Genomic DNA, 17,896 nt, shown 5'->3' with positions numbered 1-17,896 from the left:
TTTAATGTTTTTACTATACTGCCTGCCTACTGTACGGATTCGGCGCATCACCGTCTACGAGTCATTACCAGGATCAGAACGGGATCAGCGGTGAAACCTCGCCCTGGGTGTTCGTGAGCGCCAATCTCTGATTGAACGCCGCATGGATCGCAAACGTTCCCAGTGAGCAGGTTTGAGCCAGGGTTTCACATGCAAGACGGCGAACATTGTCATGTGTCCCTTGATAGCGCTCCACAGAAAATCCATACAGTACTGAGCAATCCGGGTAACCGACTGATTCTGACAATATCGCCAGACTTGATGGGCGTTCGTCAGAATCTCCCATGGAGTCAACCGGTACACGAATGGAATCCGCACCTGTTCCGGGAACGCAGGATTGTGCGAAACGGGGCTGACAAGGGTTGCGCCCGTATCAAAATATCGGCGAATCGCGACCGCATGATCATCACCCAGGTATTTGCCGTAATCCACCCAGACTGAGGCGCGCATGTCCGCCTCGAAAACGTAAAGCTTGCCCGTGGCCGATTCCCGCATGCAGGTCAAATTGACAAACCCGTGGGCACTGAGCGCCCGCCCAAGATCGCGTAGCAACTCGAATACGTTTTCATTGACGGTGCTGAGTTGCGAATACTGTCTGACCGATGATGGCCCATACGAACATCTCACCACAGCTTCAAACACGGAATACGAGGTACAGATCAACTCGCCGTGCTGGTAAAAACTCGACAGATCCAGCACGTCACCCTGGATGCGCTGCTGAGCCAGCAACGGGTAGACCAGTTGTCTGCCTTTGAGCATCTCGATCACTTCAAGCGGGCCGGGTTGATCGGCATCTGATTGTCCAGAACCAGATCGCCCAGTATCCAGCAGAAACACCCCTGATCCACCGCCAGACTGATCGATCTTTAACATGACAGGTTCCGTCAGGTTTTTCACCAATGCGTCAAGTTCGCCTTCATCTCGCACGACCGTGAAACGAGGGGTGGGAATGCCCGCATCTTGCAATACTTCGGACAATCCAATCTTGCTGCCGATATGTCGAAAGCCGTGCTCAGAGTAAACAGGGAGCAGTCGTAGCTTCATGGCCGCCGATACATCCGCGGCCATGATCTCCCGCAGTGTCTTGTCGTCACCGATGACCACCAGATCGTACTGATTCAGGTCCAGATGCAAACTGGCGGTAACCAGATCCTCCGGCAAGGAAACCTGTATCACCTGTCGGACCTTGCCGTGATTGTTTCGACTGCGGCTGTTATTTCGATAACTTCTGTAGTTTTGCTCAAAGCGGCTGGCAGATGTGAGCACATCGACCACGAATCCTGCCCGATCCAGTAAGGTCGGAAATGCCCTGAGCAGTTCTTCGCTGTGACCGATCAGGAGTGCATGATAAGGCTTATGCGACGCATCATCAGAATGAAGTTGCATAGACTCAGGCACGCAATCCCGGACTGACGCCTGGGCTGGCGACTGTGCACTGGCAGGACGTGCTATTCGAGTCAGGGCAGGACTGTATTTGTTCATGTTGTCGTCGCTTTCTGAGCCGGACCTGCATTGTCAGTATCGCTCGAACGAAGAGTCCTGAATAAATGGCCCCCTTCTGCGCCTTCAACGGGGCTCTGCGTTATAGATGGCATGCATGGCTTGACTTTGCCCTGCTCGACCCAGCAGACCTGATCGAATCGGCTTAGCAGCGACTGGCGGTGAGTCACGATGACCACGGTCATATCTCGATCGAGCGCCATGATGGAGTCCATGATTTCAGCCTCGGTCCGGACGTCGAGTGCGCTGGTGGGTTCATCCAGTATTAATACTGGCTTGCGCGAATACAGGACCCGGGCAATACCAATGCGCTGGCGCTGTCCACCCGAGAGGCGAATGCCGTTCTCTCCGCAGAGGGTCCGGTATTCCAGGGGCAACGAAGTGATCCAGTCTTCCAGACCTGCCGCCTTGCCCGCAAACCGCACACGCTCCATGTCGATCGCATCAATGGGGAGGCCAATGGCAATGTTCTCGGCGATTGTCTGGTCCGACAGGAACACTTGCTGAGGTACGTAACCGATACACCGTTGCCAGGATTGGATGCGGGTTCGGTCCATGACGTGTCCATCGACCAGCAAGTCACCCGACACAGGTCTGTGAAGCCCCGCCAACAAGTCAATCAAGGTGGTTTTGCCGGCACCACTAGGGCCCATGATCCCGATTCGCTGACCCTTAAAAATCTCGATCGACAGACGCTCGAACAGCCTCCTCTTCGCACCGGACACACCGGGCGCACCGGGATGCTGGAAGTCGACATCACGTAGTACAACACTTTGTCGAAAGGCAACCCTTGGCACCTCGGCGAGCTTGTCGCCATCAGTCGACAGACGAAGTACGTCCATCACATCAGCCAGGGGGCTGCGACCATTTTCCAGGCTGGCCCAGGCGGTGTAGATCTGGTTCACGATCGGCAGTAAACGTTGTGCCGCCAGCGCAAAGATACCGAGAATGACCAGTACGTCTTCTTTCGGGGTGCTGCTTTGCAGCAAGAAGTAAATGAGCGAGGCCATCAACAGAAACACGATGACTTCAACCAGATGGCGTTTACTGGCAGTGATTGCAGTGCTCTGCGCCTGCGCGTGGCGATAACGGTGGGCGTGGCCACGAAACCGTTCCAGAAAGAATGACTGCAAGCCTGTCAGCAGAATTTCTCGAACATGTCCGATGCTTTCCTGGACGGCCGCGATTGCCTGCGTCTGCTGCTCGGCGTTCTCCTGGCCAAATTCGCGTAACTTGCGCCTGGAAAGCGAGCCAACAATGAGGTAGGTCGCGAGCAGAACCAGTAAAACAATCAGAGAGACCGCCAGATTCACAAAACACAGAAATGTCAGGACGCAGGCGGCAATGACGATCGAGGTGATCAACTGAATCAGCGAGATCATCACCTGATTGACCACCATCGTCACTTTGTGCGTCACCAGTGAAATCGTCCGGGTGCTGGTCGTGTCCACGTGAAAGGCATAGGGTTGATGCAAGACACAGTCCAGCGCCTTGACTGACATTTCCGCACCAGCGTGCTGGGCAAACAATGCCGTTTGCCGGATCAGAGACATTCTGACAAGGCCTGCCACAATCACCACCCCGGAAAACACCACCAGCACGGGTACAGGGCGTGCGAACCACGACACCCACTGCGGATCAATCAACTGTCCAGTCCCGGCAATTCGTGACAACCACGATACCAGCCGATCCGGATCGGTCAGACTCAAGATGATGGGAAAGACCGAGCCGATTGTCAGGACTTCGAACAGACCCGTCAGAACCGATAGCGCAAGTAACCCCCATGCGCGCCGGCGAGACGAGCGGGGCAAGACCTGAAAAATCTGGTTGATCTCGTCGCGCAAAGTGAATGAATGCCTGTTATCCAAAGTCGATCCTGTTAAACAACCTTAAAAATTCCGAACACAAAAGCAACTCCCATTAGCGTCTGAAACACGTCTCCAGTCGGGCAGGTCAAAAATAAAAAGTCTACAAAGACAAGATGTCTACAACATCGCTCACCCGCCATGGGCGTCTGACAGACTGAAGTCGTCGTGATCTGAGCCAGCACACTTTTTTGCTGTGCGTTTATATCTGCCCGCCTTATCTCTGCCCTGCTGATCACTGCCTGCTTCATTCCTGCTATCCCGGTGACCATCGACTTGTCGCCTGACTCCTCTGTCCGACAAGGTGGACGGGGCACTGCACCACAGCAGTTCACTTCACCGCACTTCCCTGCCTTTCACCTCACTTGCCTCACTCACCTCACTCACCTCAGCGTTCCTTCTGCGCACTTCACCACGCCGTCCCGGCTCTCACACCTGACCATCGCCACGCTTCCCGTGGTCCCCGCCGGTCAACTTTCCCTCCCCTGTTCGTCCTCGCCTCACATCCAGACCAGTTCAACGCCTTACACCGGGAATTCGCTACGAACCAGTCAACCAATCGCGTTCAATTCTCATTCCAAAGCAATCGTTAGCCAGAATTCGACAGATGTTTCTTGACGTCATGGCTCTGCGGCGTATTTCGATTGCTCCGATTGCACTGAACATCCTGAGAGCCCTGGATGTTCTGACTACCCTGAGCACCCCGAATCTGGCCAGGCCCACACCCTCGCATCGATCTGGCACCCCTGTCTCCTCCCTGAAAGAACGGACTGCACTCACGCGCTTCAATAACGGACTGAAGGCGAATCAATTCGTCCACGCATTGATCGTCCCGCACCTGCAAACGAGTGACGGTTCGTGGCACGAATGCACTCAATCGGACCCAGGGATTCCCCTGCCCTGCAGAATCCAGCCAATATACGCTTGTCTTCATGACTCGACATGCTCGAACCCAGGTCCGCGATGAGGACAGATCGCCCTGGGTGATAACCATCTTGCTGAATGCAGTGTCAGTGATATGAAACACGACACCTGACGGATATCGAGTAGCCATGGACTGCCACAGCAGTCTGCTGAACATATGCCGTAACTGAGTATCTTCCAACGTACTGATCAGTCCGACAATCGGATCCAGAATCAGCTGTCGATAACCACGATTGCGACACAATCGACCAATCAGAATATCCTGGGCCGCACTTTGAGGGCCGACGACTACGAACGATCGCGGGATCGCTTTCCCGGCGAGTTGCGTTTCCTGCAAACCTCTTTTGGGTTGATCGTAACCCACTCTGTAACGACCGATCGTCTCCGTCGGAGACGAGTGAGCTGGGTGAGCTGGGTGAGTTGAGTTCACTGAATCTGCAGGTCCTGCAGACTCAGTGAACTGTGTTGGCTGAAACAGCTTTGTTGTTTCTTTTGACGGCGTTGGCTGTTTCGGCTTTGTTGACTGTGCAAACAATGACGATAGCTGTAACAAAGCTAGCGGGTTGCGCGTCAAACCAAGATGACCCACGGATTGATTGAGCCTTGGTTGAAGTCTTTGCATGCTTTCGTGAATCAGATATTCATCCCGAGGCGAAATCCGAAACAGATCCTTATTCGTGCGTACAAACTCGATGCAATGCGTGAGCTCGCGCAGTAAGTCAGCCTGACCATACATGCCAGATATGGGGAGAACCTCTTTCGTGGGTTGATATGGACGTTTTGAGTCGACGTGGCGTAGACGCAGTCCGTTTGTGTCATTGAGGTAGGCGTAGCCGATTGACTGGAACTGATGCATTGGATCGAGTCGCTCGTACTTTCGGACACGGCGAGCACGTTGTGCGTCTGTCAGCATACCCAGGTGATAGATCGGGAGCGGACAGGCAATCGACTGTCGACCTCGGACGAGCGGTGAGCGTCCTTTTTTTTGTTGCTCCGTTGATCGTGCCTGTTGTCCCTCTAGTAGTTCTTCTGGGTGTACTTCTGGCTGTACTTCTGACGGTACTTCCGGTCGTCTTTCTTGTGCCCCTTCAGCACTTTGTCGAACTGAAGTCCATGTGCCGTGAAATGCAGACGGGTCGACCTGATGGTCCTCCGTCCAGCGAAACAGGCGATCGCGTCGCTTTCTGCCCCAGATGCCGTCACAGCGGTAGGTGTATGGGGAGTCCCACATTTCGCGCAGAGGTTGAGAGATGCTGTGGCAGTTCAATCGTTCAGCAGCAATCAGATAAGGTCGTACCCTGACCCGAAAGTCTCGCTCAAGCCGCTCGTCGACGTCTAGCGCAAGTATCCATTGCGAACGATAGTGATTCGCTGCCTGCATCAATGCCAGCCGGTTACCCGGCTCATCCCAACGATGAGGGGTTCGGACTGGCCTGTGAATGACCTTCAACACTTTAGGCTGAGCTTGAAAGTAGTCACCTGAGCCATCCTCAGAGCCGTCATTCAAACCGATGATGCCGTCAACGTGCGGCAGCACATTGGAAAAGAATGCGGGCAACCCGTCTCTCTCGTTACGAAACTGAACAAGTAACAAGAGACCGGGTGCTGGTCGTCTGGTGGGAACGACTAGAGACTCCACGGCTGTCGTAGCAACCACAGTCTGATGAAGCAAATGCCTCAACCTCACCACGATCGTTGACACCATGTCGAACAACGGACGAACAGATGGGTTATCTCGTGTCGGACTTTCATGACGCAGCACTGCACGCCATGCTGCATCGCAACACTCTGGCGGCCCGTTTTGCCCAGAACACGTTGCGACGTCTGCCTGCCAGATCCCGGCATCAAGCTGGGCAGGTCGTAGAACGTACTCATTTAACCGGTGGAACAGCTGAAGAAACGGTAGTAACAGTAGCAACTGAGGTACTTGGGGCAATTGGGGAAATCGGCGCGACCTGTGAAACCTGAGAATCCGCGTCAGGAACCCGGTTTGCAACCGACTCGGCGGAAAGCGCAGATATGCTGGCCGATGTTGGGGGTCGATATGCTGCTACGCCACGCCGACGCAGTTGCCAGCGAGTTCGATACGTGCCAGCGATGGCAGAGAGCGTCATGGTTAAAGTCAACGGTGCCACTCTCAATGCCTGCAGAAAGCTGTCAGTGCACAGAAATGTATTGATGACGGGATTCACGACCAGACCGGCCAGCCGTACCGGCAATGGCCTTCGACGCGCGGGGCGTAGCGCCTGGACGCCATAAAATTGCTGTCTGATCAAGACACCATTGACCGCGTACTGGTGCATTCGACGGCAGGCATCCAGAAAGGCTGTGCGATTCTTGATTTGAAACAGAACCTCGTTATAGACATGTATGCGGATTCCTGAGCGATCCAGGCGCGTCGCGTACTCGCTGTCCTCTCCTGTGGCAAACGTTTCCAGAAAAGGTCCGTGTTGTTCAAAAAGGCATCGTCGGGTCATCGCCGCCCCACCCCACGCGTGGACAGATAGTGGAGCGTGGAGCAGTTGTTTTGATGCCATATGTTGCCGCTTCATCCCGCTCATCAACAGTGTAAACACCGCCATCTCGACAGCCGTCCGACCCAGCGAATCAAACAGTGGTCTTACACCTTGTACTTCGGGATTGTCGAACTGGGCAGAGAGCTTTTCCAGGTAAGCGGGTGCAAGCACATAGTCGTCTGCCAGAAAGCTGATCAGCTCTCCCCTGGCATACTTCAAACCCGTGTTACGTGCTCCGCCAATGCCTTTGTTCTCTTGCCGAACATACAGAAAATGGGTGAACTGGTCTTTGAATGCCTGCGCGACCGTAGGTGTCTCATCCGTAGAGCCATCATCAACAATGATCACTTCGTAGTCTTGAGGGCTTACGGTCTGGGCCAGAATACTGGGAAGCAACCGTGCCAGATGCGTGGCTTTGTTGTAGGTCGGGACGATGATCGATATGCGCAGTTCGGTGCTGTCCTGACTATCCTGAAAGTCTTCCGGGTCGCGCCGTAATCCGCTTGTCGGGTCCGGGCATTGATCTAAACCCTGCAAATCAGCTGGATGGCCAGACCGGACTCTCTGTTGCGACGAAGCATCTGGGTGGAGGTTCATCTGGATTGACCTGAATCAATAATCATGATCGGACCACCATCACTCTCAGCGCACAGTGACTTTGAGAATCTGCTCATCTGTCGAAAAACGGGTGCGGCTCGGTCTTGTAAGAGTGGTGTCTGACGTTTCGCTGATCGAAGGACATGCTCAGCAAAAGGATCACACATGCCCGGTTATCGTTTGGGCGTTGCGCATTCCTGTTACGTTGTGACGGTGGCGTCGGCTGCACAGCAATTTGGTGTTCTGCTTTATCGCTGCACTTGTGTTGAGTATATCGACCAGACGTACATTACGGAACAAAAAAACGCCAATCATCAAACGACAGCGCAGGCGCTTCACTTGAGAGTTGAAGATCCGCAACAGTCAATAAGGTGTGTGCACAACGAATGGTCGCTCTTGGGCATCTCGATTAACAGTCGATTTTCGCCAATCCGACCGCGTCAGCACGATTCCTGACCGTCATCGACAGCATTTTCCTGATTCCGTGAGCCCTGCTACAACCTGAAACGTCTGGTGTACTTCCAGAAGCACGACATTAAGGCCTTCTGACGCCCAAAATGGGCCGAATCGCCGAAATCCGGGGCGATTCGAAGCAAAATCCGATCAAAAAGTGAGCAAACCGCTCACGGAATCAGGAAATTGCTGCCGATGACAGCCAGGTGTCGTGCTGACTTCGTCAGGTTCGCCAAAATCAGTCGTTAATCGAGGTGCCCAACTGGTATTCCATGGCTTCGTCTGACAGATTGTGCAGGCGCCTCAACACCAGAATCCTGACCATAGTTTCAGTTGGATAGGCAGGCCCGCCCACCCTTGGATGAAACCTCCCGGGACGACGCTGCATCGACTTTGGGGCACCTCGAATAACCCATAGTTTATATGAAATGCTCTACGTAACCCAATGAAATATAGTGCACTGACTTTCATTGAAAGATGTTTTTCGAGGTGCCCTGCTGTACCGAGGCTGTTTCACCAGCGTGAAACATTTACGGGAAACCATCAAGACACTCATTGAGACACTCAACAAACTTAGCGCCAAACCATTTCGCTGGACCAAATCCGCTGATGCGATTCTGGCCAGCGTGGATCGTGCGAGGCACTCAATGATGTTAAATAATTGAACTAATCAATCAAACACTACTCTCATTAATTTGCGGTGATACCAGCCTCCTTGACTACACGTGACCACATAGTGAACTCAGTGTCTACAAAATTCTGAAACTGCTCTGGTGTCATATTATTCGGTTCAGTACCAAGGGCATCAAGCTTGGCGTTCACCTCTGGATCACTCATTGCGGAAACTACACCTGTATTTATTTTTTCAATAATTTCTTTTGATGTCCCTCGAGGCGCCATCAGACCAAACCAGGTACTTGCTTCAAAACCCTCAACACCTGCCTGAGCAGCCGTGGGGATATCTGGTGCAGTGGCCAATTGAGTCGGTGAGGCGACCGCAAGCGCTCGAACCTTCCCGCCTTGAACGTGAGGAAGCGCGAGAACTGCACTGGATATCATCATATCGACATGTCCACCAATTAAATCATTTGTGGCTGGACCACCACCTTTATAAGGCACGTGCACGATATCTACCCCAGCTGCCAACTTAAACAATTCTGATGAAAAATGTTGTGGGCTACCAATGCCAGCAGATGCGTAATTCAGTTTCCCTGGATTGGCTTTGGCATAGGCCACAAACTCAGCTAAATTATTTGCAGGAACTGAAGGATGAATCAGCAAAACATTTGGAACATTTCCTAGTAAAGCAACTGCCTCAAAGTCGCTCTTAAAATCATACGGCATCTCCTTGTACAAAGCTGGATTAAATACATTTGCTGGTGTTCCGACCAATAAAGTGTAACCATCTGCCGCTGCCTGGGCTGCTTGGGTTGATCCGATATTAGTATTTGCTCCAGGCAGATTCTCGACAATTACAGGTGAGTTCCACTGCTGACCGAGTTTCTGGGCAAAAAGTCGAGCCAAGGTGTCCGTTCCACCTCCCGGTGAATATGGAACAATGATTCGAACCGGTTGCGTCGGGTAGTTCTCTGCAACCACGCTTGCAGACGAAAAAAGCGCACAAGAAAATAAAATTCCCTTTATTAGCGTCGAAGAAATAGTTGATTTCATATTATATTACTTGGGCACGTCCAGACACAATGCTAATCTGTAAAAAATATTTTATATGCCAACTTAATAAATTACATTTAACTAGCACTAAGAAACGTTACTTTTTAAACGACAATTAAGATAGCATTTGGCACATTTTAATTTCACAAAATCACACATTATTTCTTTACCGCCCCTCTCCTTTATATAAAATTATTACATCTTTAAATATATATCGATCGACAAATAGCTTACAAAACAAAGAAGCAACTAGTGATCTCATTATTTTAAGTCGAAACTTGCCACAAGAAAAACATTATCAAAACTAATATCCCAAAATAACTCTTACAACCCTATTACAAAAATATTTCTTACCTGACCTGGTGAGAAGAGCGTTTCGATAAAATTATCCATAAAAAACACCGAACACTAATCTGATCTTATAAAATCTAAATCTAGTTTTGCGATAAGGGCCGATCCTGATTACTGCACCTTACTCCATTATTAGACCCTCTGAAAAGAGGCTATCTGTTAAAAGTGATAAATTAACTCATATAGCAAAGGAGACTTAACATGGACTTGAAAGGTAGGCGTGTTCTGATAACTGGTGCGAGCAAAGGGCTGGGCTTTGAAGCTGCTCGCGAACTATCTAACAGAGGCGCTTCGATCGCGATGATTGCTAGAAACACAGAAGCGCTTGAGAGCGCATCGAAAGCTATACAGCAGGCTAGATCTGGTGAGGTACTTCATTATTCTTGTGATGTTTCAAAGCCCAATGAAATTGACAAAGTCTGCCGAGCGATAGACGCTGAGTGGGGCGGGATTGACATTCTAGTAAACAATGCCGGAGGCTCCTCGAGAGGTCGTTTCGAAACACTGTCTGATGAACAATGGCAAGCAGACTTTGATGTCAAACTTTTCTCAACAATTCGATTTTCAAGGTGGGCCATATCCGGCATGAAAGAACGACGATGGGGAAGAATCATGAATGTGGTCAACACATTAGCAAAATCCCCCGAGGCAGGCTCGGCACCTACATCAGTCACTCGCGCCGCCGGGGTCGCGCTGACCAAAGTGATGGCGAATGAATTTGCGGCGCACAACATACTCGTGAATGCTCTATGCATCGGGCGAATCGAAAGTGAGCAATGGAAGACCTTTCATGTGCGAGATGCACCGCATATGCCATACGATGAGTACCTCAAGGAACAGGGATCTAAGATTCCGATGGGGCGGCTTGGCTATCCGACTGAGTTTTCTGGGTTAGTGGCTTTACTCGCGTCAGACTCGGGAGGCTACATCACTGGAACCGCCATCAACATAGACGGCGGATTATGCCCAACTGTCTGAGGCATGAATCAGACACTGAAGCAGTGATACACAGACTCCCTCTATTGAGCCGTTCGGGATGACTCTAATTCTCCCAAGGCTCCTCGGTCTCCCTCCAACCAGACAAGAAATCGATTCTGTCGACTATGCGAACCGTCTAACCGATACTAATAAGTGCTTGATGTGAAATTGAATTCTTGCATGATGACCAGCTATCCTGATATGCTTGTTTTGGCAGTTTGTCCGGACAAATACGAAAGGAGACATCGATGAACTTCAAAAAGCCTACACGCGATTCCTCAAGCCGAAGTACTGAGTCGTCAGCTATCGGCAAACGCAGATCAATTCTGACCCGACTCAGCGCACTCATGGTGGCACCATTGTTTGCAATGTCGCTGACCGCCACCGACGCCCATGCACAAGACGCTTTTCCAGATCGCCCCATCAAACTGATTGTTCCCTTCGGAGCGGGTGGATCAGCCGACATGCTAGGTCGGCTGATTGGTGATCGGTTGCGCATTGCATTCGACACACCTGTCGTGGTCGAGAACAGACCTGGAGCGACTGGTGTGATCGGAGCCACCGCAGTTGCACGGGCCGACCCGGACGGCTACACACTACTTTTGGTGTTTGACGGCACTGTGAGCATCGCGCCAGTCCTGCAGGAAAACTTTCCGTTCGATCCGATCAAGGACCTCGCACCCATAGCCAAACTTGCAGATGTAGACCTGGTCATCGCGGCCAATCCCGCTGTTCCAGCCAGCAACATCAAAGAGCTTCTGGAGTACTCGCAGGCCAATCCCGGCAAACTCTCTTACGCATCTCCCGGAATGGGAAGCACCGCGCAAATGGGTGGCGAACTCATGCGTCTGAAGGGCGGCATGAACTGGGTGCACATTCCGTACGGCGCATCTGGAAGCGGGAAGTTCGTGATGGACGTAATTGGTGGCAGCGTTCCTGTGGCGTTCATCTCTGTAGCGGTCGCCGCACCGTTCATCAAAGACAAGAAACTGGTCGGGTTAGGCGTACCTTCTGCACAGCGTAATTCGGCCATTCCCGATACACCAACCTTTCAGGAGGTCGGATTTAGCGGGTTTGATGTCGCATCCTGGTTTGGACTGGCTGCGCCCGCCAAAACCCCGCAGACCATCATTGATCGACTAAACCAGGAGCTTAAGACAATCCTCGCGCAACCCGATGTGGTTGAACGACTCAACGGTGCAGGCATGGTGCCAGCCTGGTCAACACCGCAAGCGATGGGGCAGCTCATTGAAGGTGATCTGGCCAGATGGGGTGAAGTGGCCAAAAACACCAAAGGTCAGATGTAATCCCAGGGCAATCCTGGTTGCTATCCAGGCACAACCTGCCTGGATAGCCGAGATACTCTCCGGCCTTAGCAAGAAGGTGAGCAAAAAGACAGAGTGAAATTGTAAAGCGGACCGGCCAGGCGAACCGGCAATGCTGACGTGCAAAACGAGTGGAAATTGTTGCGCTGGATTGACGTCATCTTGATGTCACTTTTGACGACCCACAGGCTTGCCGTTCGCTAGTATGGCAGCGTGAAGGTTCGAGACATCAGACACGGATCAACACTCAGACACCACCATCAGTGACAAATTCAGTGTTCCGTCATAACAAGCAGAGTGAGGAGACAAAGAGATGAGTTCAGCGGAAGTGACAAAAACGGTCAAAGGGTACGAGAGAATCGCAGGTGCCCTGGTTGAGGCAGGTGTGGAATGCATTTTTGGTGTTCTGGGCGACGATACCGGCCCTCTGATCATGGCCACTTCCGAACGGGGCATCCGCTACATCTATGTCCGCCATGAAAACCAGGCAGTTGCGATGGCCGATGGCTATTCTCGCTCGACAGGACGCATTGGCGTGGCGACAGTGACGGGTGGACCTGGGTTTTCGAATTCGATCACAGCCATCAACAGTGCACACCGTGGAAAGTCTCGTGTTTGTGTTCTGGTTGGCACGGGCAACGTGGCCGAAGATGATCTGGCTCCTGGCATGGTTCGTTCGACTCCGCCGGCAAGCTGGCTGAAGTTCTTTCCACAATCTGCGGTCCTCGACACGCTCGGGATTGTGTCGGTCAAACCAGAAACCGTCGCGACTGCCTGGCAACAGACCCGATACGTCATGCAGGCTGCCAGTGCGGGTACTGTGGTGCTCATCTTGCCCAGAGATGTGCTCGAAGGCAATCTGGACCCCGAATCGGAAGAGACGGACCTGGGATTTCAGTCACCCAGCCAGGCGCCTGTCGACCAGCCTTCACGATCCGGTGAGCGAAGCCGGATCGCGACCGAGCCATCCGATGAGAGCATCTGCGCGATTGCTGATCTGTTGCAGGAAACCTGGGCAATCAACCGACCCCTCATCCTGGCAGGACGCGGTGCTTTGGACGCTGGCGCAGCACCCGCACTCAGGCGTCTGGGTGAATTGACGGGTGCATTGATGGCGACCACCTTGCCTGCCAATGCACTGTTTCACGATGATCCGTTCAACATCGGCATCTGCGGCACGTACGCAACACCCGTCGCTTCCGAACTGATTCCGCAAGCGGATTGTGTTCTGGTCTTTGGCGCGGGCCTGAATGCATTGACGACCTACAAGAACACACTCTTTCCCAAAGCAATGGTTATCCAGGTCGATACTGACCCCTCGGCATTCGGACGGTTTCTGGATGTCGAGGTGGCCGTTGCGGCGGATACGCGACTCACAGCCGAGCGTCTTGTTGCTGAACTCGAAAAACGCGCACATCAAGCGCAAGGCTTTCGGGACACGCAGACCCGGCAAGCCATTGCCGGGTTCAAGGCGGGCACGGATGTGCACGACAAGAGTGGCAATGGTCTGATTGACCCGCGGGTATTGATGATTGAACTCGATCGCCTCCTGCCGTCCGGGCGCATCCTTTGTGCTGACGGCGGACAGCAGGCCAGGTTTGCCATCCGGTACGTGTCCGTTTCTCGTGAGCGCAACTTCATGCAGGCAAGCGATGCCGGTTCGATTGGTCTGGGAATGGGCATCGGGATCGGTGCAGCCATTGCCAGACCGAACGAGATCGTGATGGTCGCCATCGGGGACGCCAGCATGATGATGGCTCTGGGGGATCTGGAGACCGCGATTCGTCTGCGGCTCCCTATGCTGGTTGTCATCAGCAACGACGAAGCACTGGGCTCCGAAGTGAACTTTCTGAGTGAACAAGGTTTACCGACTGACGTGGCGCTAACACCCAACCCCTCCTTTGCTGCGATTGCGCAATCAATGGGAGCACAGGCCGCCACGATTCGTTCGCCTGCCGAACTGGAAGTTGCTGAACGATGGCTACAAGACGGAGCAGCCACCGTGCTGGTCCTGGATTGCCGTATCAATCCTGACATCAGGGCGCACTTCGTGTCGTAATGACTGTCGAAATACATCATCGACTCATCACGGAGAAACGCGATGATGACTTTACCGAACCGTCCTTTTCTGACGAGCGTGATCTGATGGCCATCGCAAGTGACGGCAGGAAAGTCCCAGGGTAATGCCCCTGGCGATATGGGTCAAGCGCCGGATTATTAGGTATCACACACCTTAATACCGGACCTGATTCATATAAAACCGGTAGGAGAACCGATCGCTCGGGTGGGTGTTGACCGATGCCTGGATCAATTGTCCGCCCGGACCTATGAAGCGCCTGGTGACCAGCAATGCAGGATCTCCTGCAGGTGAATTCAGCAACTCAGCCACTTCCTGAGACATCGCAATCGCCAGGATTTCCTGCTCAATGCCCACCACGGGAATCCGGTATCGTTCCACGATACGACGGTGGTAAGGGAGATTGCTGATCATGTCCTGTTCAGCGACCTGAGCGAAGCGCTCAGGCAGATAGACCTCCAGAAATGCAATGGGATGGGCTTCATCCTCGATCGGTGAACGCACCCCGCGGATTCGGTACCAGGTCTCGCCCGTATCGCACCCAAACAACTGACGATGATAAGGCTGCGTGACCAGTTTCGCGCGATCGACCATTTTCAGGTGGGTTTCCATCCCGTACTGCATCAGATCAGCCGAGTTGACTGACACCACGAAGTTACGTCGTGGCTCACGGGTTTTGACGACTGTCCCGATGCCATGAAGCTTCTCGACCACGCCCTGCTCACTGATGATGCGCAATGCCTCTCGAACGGTGGTGCGGCTCACCTGAAAGCTTTCGCACAGCTCGGCTTCCTTGGGCAACAGCTCACCAACCGGGAACTCCCCCTGGGAGATCCGTTCCAGTAGTGTCTTGGCGAGCTGCACATATCGTGGCTCGTGTGAGTTGGGTGGTAGTCCGTTCATTCTTCTTCTCGCGAAAAACCGCAGTGTTCCATGGCGTCAGGTCCGGATTGAGACCGGATCAAAACTGGATTGAGATACCAGTTTGAATCCCTGCTTTCCATGTCGTCCGACACCGGGTCTGGAATCTGGTCTGGACCCTGCGTACTGACCTGAGTACTGTTATCTGGGAAGCCGCAAAGCCTGAAACCGCAAAAAAATACCCATGCGCCAAGACCCTGAAGTATCAACCCACCACCGCTCCATGACCCGTTAGCACTCGCGCCTTGCGACCCGATCCAGACCCGCTGGACCAGCGTGCTGGCTGGCGCCCTTTACCGGCTTGTCTTTTGATCTCTTTACCGGTTGATCTGGTCAGCAGTCCCCTGGGTGATCGCAACTTATGCAAGCTGTGCAGGGTGACGTTGCCGACAACCACTTCACCTGATCGTAACATTTTCAAAAGAAATGCTTGGGAAGCCAGGATGCGATGAAAGAGCAGACCAACAAACAGAACAAAAAACCGTCCTTATCTGTGTTCTGATCCACAGATCTCGCTGCACATCTCGCTACATCTCTCATCGCACATCTCGCTGCATCTCTCACGGGACCCGTCGCAGCATGTCTTCTCCTCTGCTCCCGCCACGCCACCTGCCCTGCCTGCCACTCCTTACTCGCACGGTGATCAGTCACAACGCAAACAGCCCCGTAAGCCTGAACACCAGCATCACACGTGCCATCTTTCAGTGCATCGCGCTGAACCCACTTGTTGCCTGAACGCAGGCATGCGTGGGTTACCGAAGCCGTTCTTCGGTCTGGATCCACTTCTCATACTCAAAGAGCGACCAGAGTTCACGGTGATTGAACATCTGCGCCTTGCAGGCATCGGTGGTACCGTCCTGAGCCAGCTGGGCGAGCATCTGCAGGCCCGCCTTGGCAAAGAGACGGGTCAGCGCATTGGGGTAGATCGCCATTGAAAACCCGAGACGACTCAGTTCGTCAGCGGGCAGGATTGGCGTGCGCCCGCCTTCGACCATGTTGGCCAGAAGCGGCACCTTGAACGACTGCCCGACCGTGGCCAGTTCTTCCCGGCTTTGCGGGGACTCGACGAAGATCACGTCAGCGCCCGCTTCTGCGTACTGCTGTCCACGCTCGATCGCGGCCTGCAGTCCGTGATCACTGCGCGCATCGGTGCGCGCAATGATCACAAGATCCGGATCGAGTCTGCCATCGGCGGCTGCCTTGATGCGTCCGACCATTTCCTGGGTCGAGACCAGTTGACGTCCTGCCTCATGCCCGCATTTCTTGGGCCATGCCTGATCTTCAAGCTGAATCGCGCTCACCCCTGCTTTTTCGAACTCGCGCACGGTGCGCACGACATTCAATGGTCCGCCATACCCGGTGTCTGCATCGACCACGATCGGAATACCGACCAGATCTGCGATCCGTTTGGCGCGGTCCAGGACCTCGGTAAACGTCATCAACCCCACATCGGGTGCACCGAGTGCCGACATGGACATCCCGGAGCCCGTCAGATAGACCGCGCCGAATCCGGCTTTTTCGACCAGCCGGGCGCTCAGGCAGTCAAAGGCACCGGGTGCAATCAGGAACTGATCCGATGCCAGCGCCGCTCTCAATGCCTGATTGCGACCGGTCTTGATGGTCAGTCCTGCCGGATAGGTCTGGGCGTGCGGGTCGGTGAGGGATGGACTCATGCTGTTCGGTCTCCTGTCTCGGTCTTTGGGTGCATGGCTGGCAAAGGTGTCAGCGCTGGTTCTCTGATGATCCCACGGCGGCCTACTCGTCGGGTGTGTCGGCAGGTTTGTAGGCATGTGGGCAGTTTTGTTCTTGCGCCATTTCTGGAATTTTTTCAGAAAACTGTTGCGACGATTAAATCATGATGTCATGATAGCACTAGATCACCATATGAAATAGATGGTCTGAATGCTGATGTGCGTGTTCGGGAATCGCTTGAGAAATGCCTGCACCACCTGGGGCAGCAACCCCACCCCGATTGTCGGCGTGCATCCGACACGCAGTGATTGCGTGCCAGATTCCCGAACGACCGCCAGCAGTGTCTCGATCTTCTGAAGTCCAGCATAGTGTTGCTGAACCGATCGGTACAGATGACGCCCCTCCGCCGTTTGAGGCGCTCTGCTCCCCCGAAGAATGGGGCATGTACGAAACCCGGCTCATCAACGCCTTGCCCAAAGCGTGGGACACGGAGCAGATGCGTATCCGGTCACACCGAAAAGAACACCTTCAGGCCATGAAAGCCATGCAGGCAAGCTGCTATGGCGATGAGTATGCCTCTGAACACGAAGTGCGCGCGGCTGAGACTCTGGAGCCAGTCTATCCAGAAGAGATGCTTGACTACTACATTCGCTGTGTACATCGGGTCAGCCGGACACGCTCAGCCAAACGCAGTGCATACGCCCAGCAAGCCCGGATCATGGCCCGAATCCATCGTCTTCTGACGGTCGTCGTACCCGACGAGCAGCGCTGGATCAGACTGGCAACTGCTTTGAAATATGAGAACAAAACTCGGCCAGCATTTCAGGACGAGTTTCAACGTAGGGTACCTGGATGGCGTGAACTGTGACAATCCATGCCGCCCGATCGCCCTGTTGCGACTAAAACAGGGAGAAATGGATTGCGCGAGGTATCCAGGGGACGGCCAGGCATGAGGAATCGATTCAGTGTCATTTTCAGGAATGGACC

Annotated in this window: 12 protein-coding genes and 1 pseudogene; 4 read left to right on the top strand and 9 right to left on the bottom strand. The window is 53.4% G+C overall.

Annotation, left to right across the window (positions count from 1 at the left end; translation table 11 throughout):
• Positions 1 to 84 precede the first annotated feature (84 nt).
• The 6 genes and pseudogenes from DBV39_RS03990 to DBV39_RS03950 all read right to left on the bottom strand — a co-directional run bounded on the left by DBV39_RS03990 (position 85) and on the right by DBV39_RS03950 (position 9,565).
• Complete coding sequence (locus DBV39_RS03990) at positions 85 to 1,521, bottom strand: hypothetical protein (protein ID WP_159078786.1); 1,437 nt, start codon at positions 1,519 to 1,521, stop codon at positions 85 to 87.
• Positions 1,518 to 3,407, bottom strand: a complete 1,890-nt coding sequence (locus DBV39_RS03985) for an ABC transporter ATP-binding protein (protein ID WP_108620445.1) — start codon at positions 3,405 to 3,407, stop codon at positions 1,518 to 1,520. The genes DBV39_RS03990 and DBV39_RS03985 overlap by 4 nt, the downstream gene beginning before the upstream one ends.
• 586 nt (positions 3,408 to 3,993) lie before the next feature.
• On the bottom strand, positions 3,994 to 6,090 hold the full coding sequence (locus DBV39_RS03975) for a glycosyltransferase family protein (RefSeq protein WP_159078785.1): 2,097 nt from the start codon (positions 6,088 to 6,090) through the stop codon (positions 3,994 to 3,996).
• A 109-nt stretch (positions 6,091 to 6,199) separates the two neighbouring features.
• Complete coding sequence (locus DBV39_RS03970) at positions 6,200 to 7,381, bottom strand: glycosyltransferase (RefSeq protein ID WP_159078784.1); 1,182 nt, start codon at positions 7,379 to 7,381, stop codon at positions 6,200 to 6,202.
• A gap of 772 nt (positions 7,382 to 8,153) precedes the next feature.
• Positions 8,154 to 8,268 (bottom strand): annotated as a pseudogene (locus DBV39_RS03960) (transposase); the annotation flags it as partial.
• A 316-nt stretch (positions 8,269 to 8,584) separates the two neighbouring features.
• Positions 8,585 to 9,565 carry a Bug family tripartite tricarboxylate transporter substrate binding protein gene (locus DBV39_RS03950; RefSeq protein ID WP_108620439.1) on the bottom strand — a complete coding sequence of 327 codons (981 nt, stop codon included), beginning with the start codon at positions 9,563 to 9,565 and terminating at the stop codon, positions 8,585 to 8,587.
• Between the two features lie 552 nt (positions 9,566 to 10,117).
• Here DBV39_RS03950 and DBV39_RS03945 point away from each other — a divergent pair.
• From DBV39_RS03945 to DBV39_RS03935, 3 genes are all read left to right on the top strand, one after another.
• On the top strand, positions 10,118 to 10,894 hold the full coding sequence (locus DBV39_RS03945) for an SDR family oxidoreductase (protein WP_108620438.1): 777 nt from the start codon (positions 10,118 to 10,120) through the stop codon (positions 10,892 to 10,894).
• 248 nt (positions 10,895 to 11,142) lie between these two features.
• On the top strand, positions 11,143 to 12,201 hold the full coding sequence (locus DBV39_RS03940; protein ID WP_108620437.1) for a Bug family tripartite tricarboxylate transporter substrate binding protein: 1,059 nt from the start codon (positions 11,143 to 11,145) through the stop codon (positions 12,199 to 12,201).
• Between the two features lie 331 nt (positions 12,202 to 12,532).
• The gene (locus DBV39_RS03935) at positions 12,533 to 14,278 is read left to right on the top strand and encodes a thiamine pyrophosphate-binding protein (RefSeq protein ID WP_108620436.1); all 1,746 of its coding nucleotides are present in this window, start codon (positions 12,533 to 12,535) and stop codon (positions 14,276 to 14,278) included.
• A gap of 174 nt (positions 14,279 to 14,452) precedes the next feature.
• On the opposite strand, the gene DBV39_RS03930 is transcribed toward DBV39_RS03935, so the two are convergent.
• The 3 genes from DBV39_RS03930 to DBV39_RS19825 form a co-directional block, all read right to left on the bottom strand.
• Positions 14,453 to 15,199: a GntR family transcriptional regulator gene (locus DBV39_RS03930; RefSeq protein ID WP_108620435.1), complete on the bottom strand. Its 747-nt coding sequence runs from the start codon at positions 15,197 to 15,199 to the stop codon at positions 14,453 to 14,455.
• A 770-nt stretch (positions 15,200 to 15,969) separates the two neighbouring features.
• Entirely contained in the window at positions 15,970 to 16,890 is a 921-nt protein-coding gene (locus DBV39_RS03915) for an isocitrate lyase/PEP mutase family protein (RefSeq protein ID WP_108620432.1), read from the bottom strand.
• Between the two features lie 204 nt (positions 16,891 to 17,094).
• The gene (locus DBV39_RS19825) at positions 17,095 to 17,184 is read right to left on the bottom strand and encodes a hypothetical protein (protein WP_265416032.1); all 90 of its coding nucleotides are present in this window, start codon (positions 17,182 to 17,184) and stop codon (positions 17,095 to 17,097) included.
• 65 nt (positions 17,185 to 17,249) lie between these two features.
• Between DBV39_RS19825 and DBV39_RS19400 the strand changes: the two genes are divergently transcribed.
• The gene (locus tag DBV39_RS19400) at positions 17,250 to 17,777 is read left to right on the top strand and encodes a hypothetical protein (protein WP_159078783.1); all 528 of its coding nucleotides are present in this window, start codon (positions 17,250 to 17,252) and stop codon (positions 17,775 to 17,777) included.
• Positions 17,778 to 17,896 lie beyond the last annotated feature (119 nt).

Source organism: Orrella marina (assembly GCF_003058465.1).
Classification (GTDB): Bacteria; Pseudomonadota; Gammaproteobacteria; order Burkholderiales; family Burkholderiaceae_B; genus Algicoccus; species Algicoccus marinus.
This window is presented reverse-complemented; position numbering and strand designations above follow the sequence as displayed.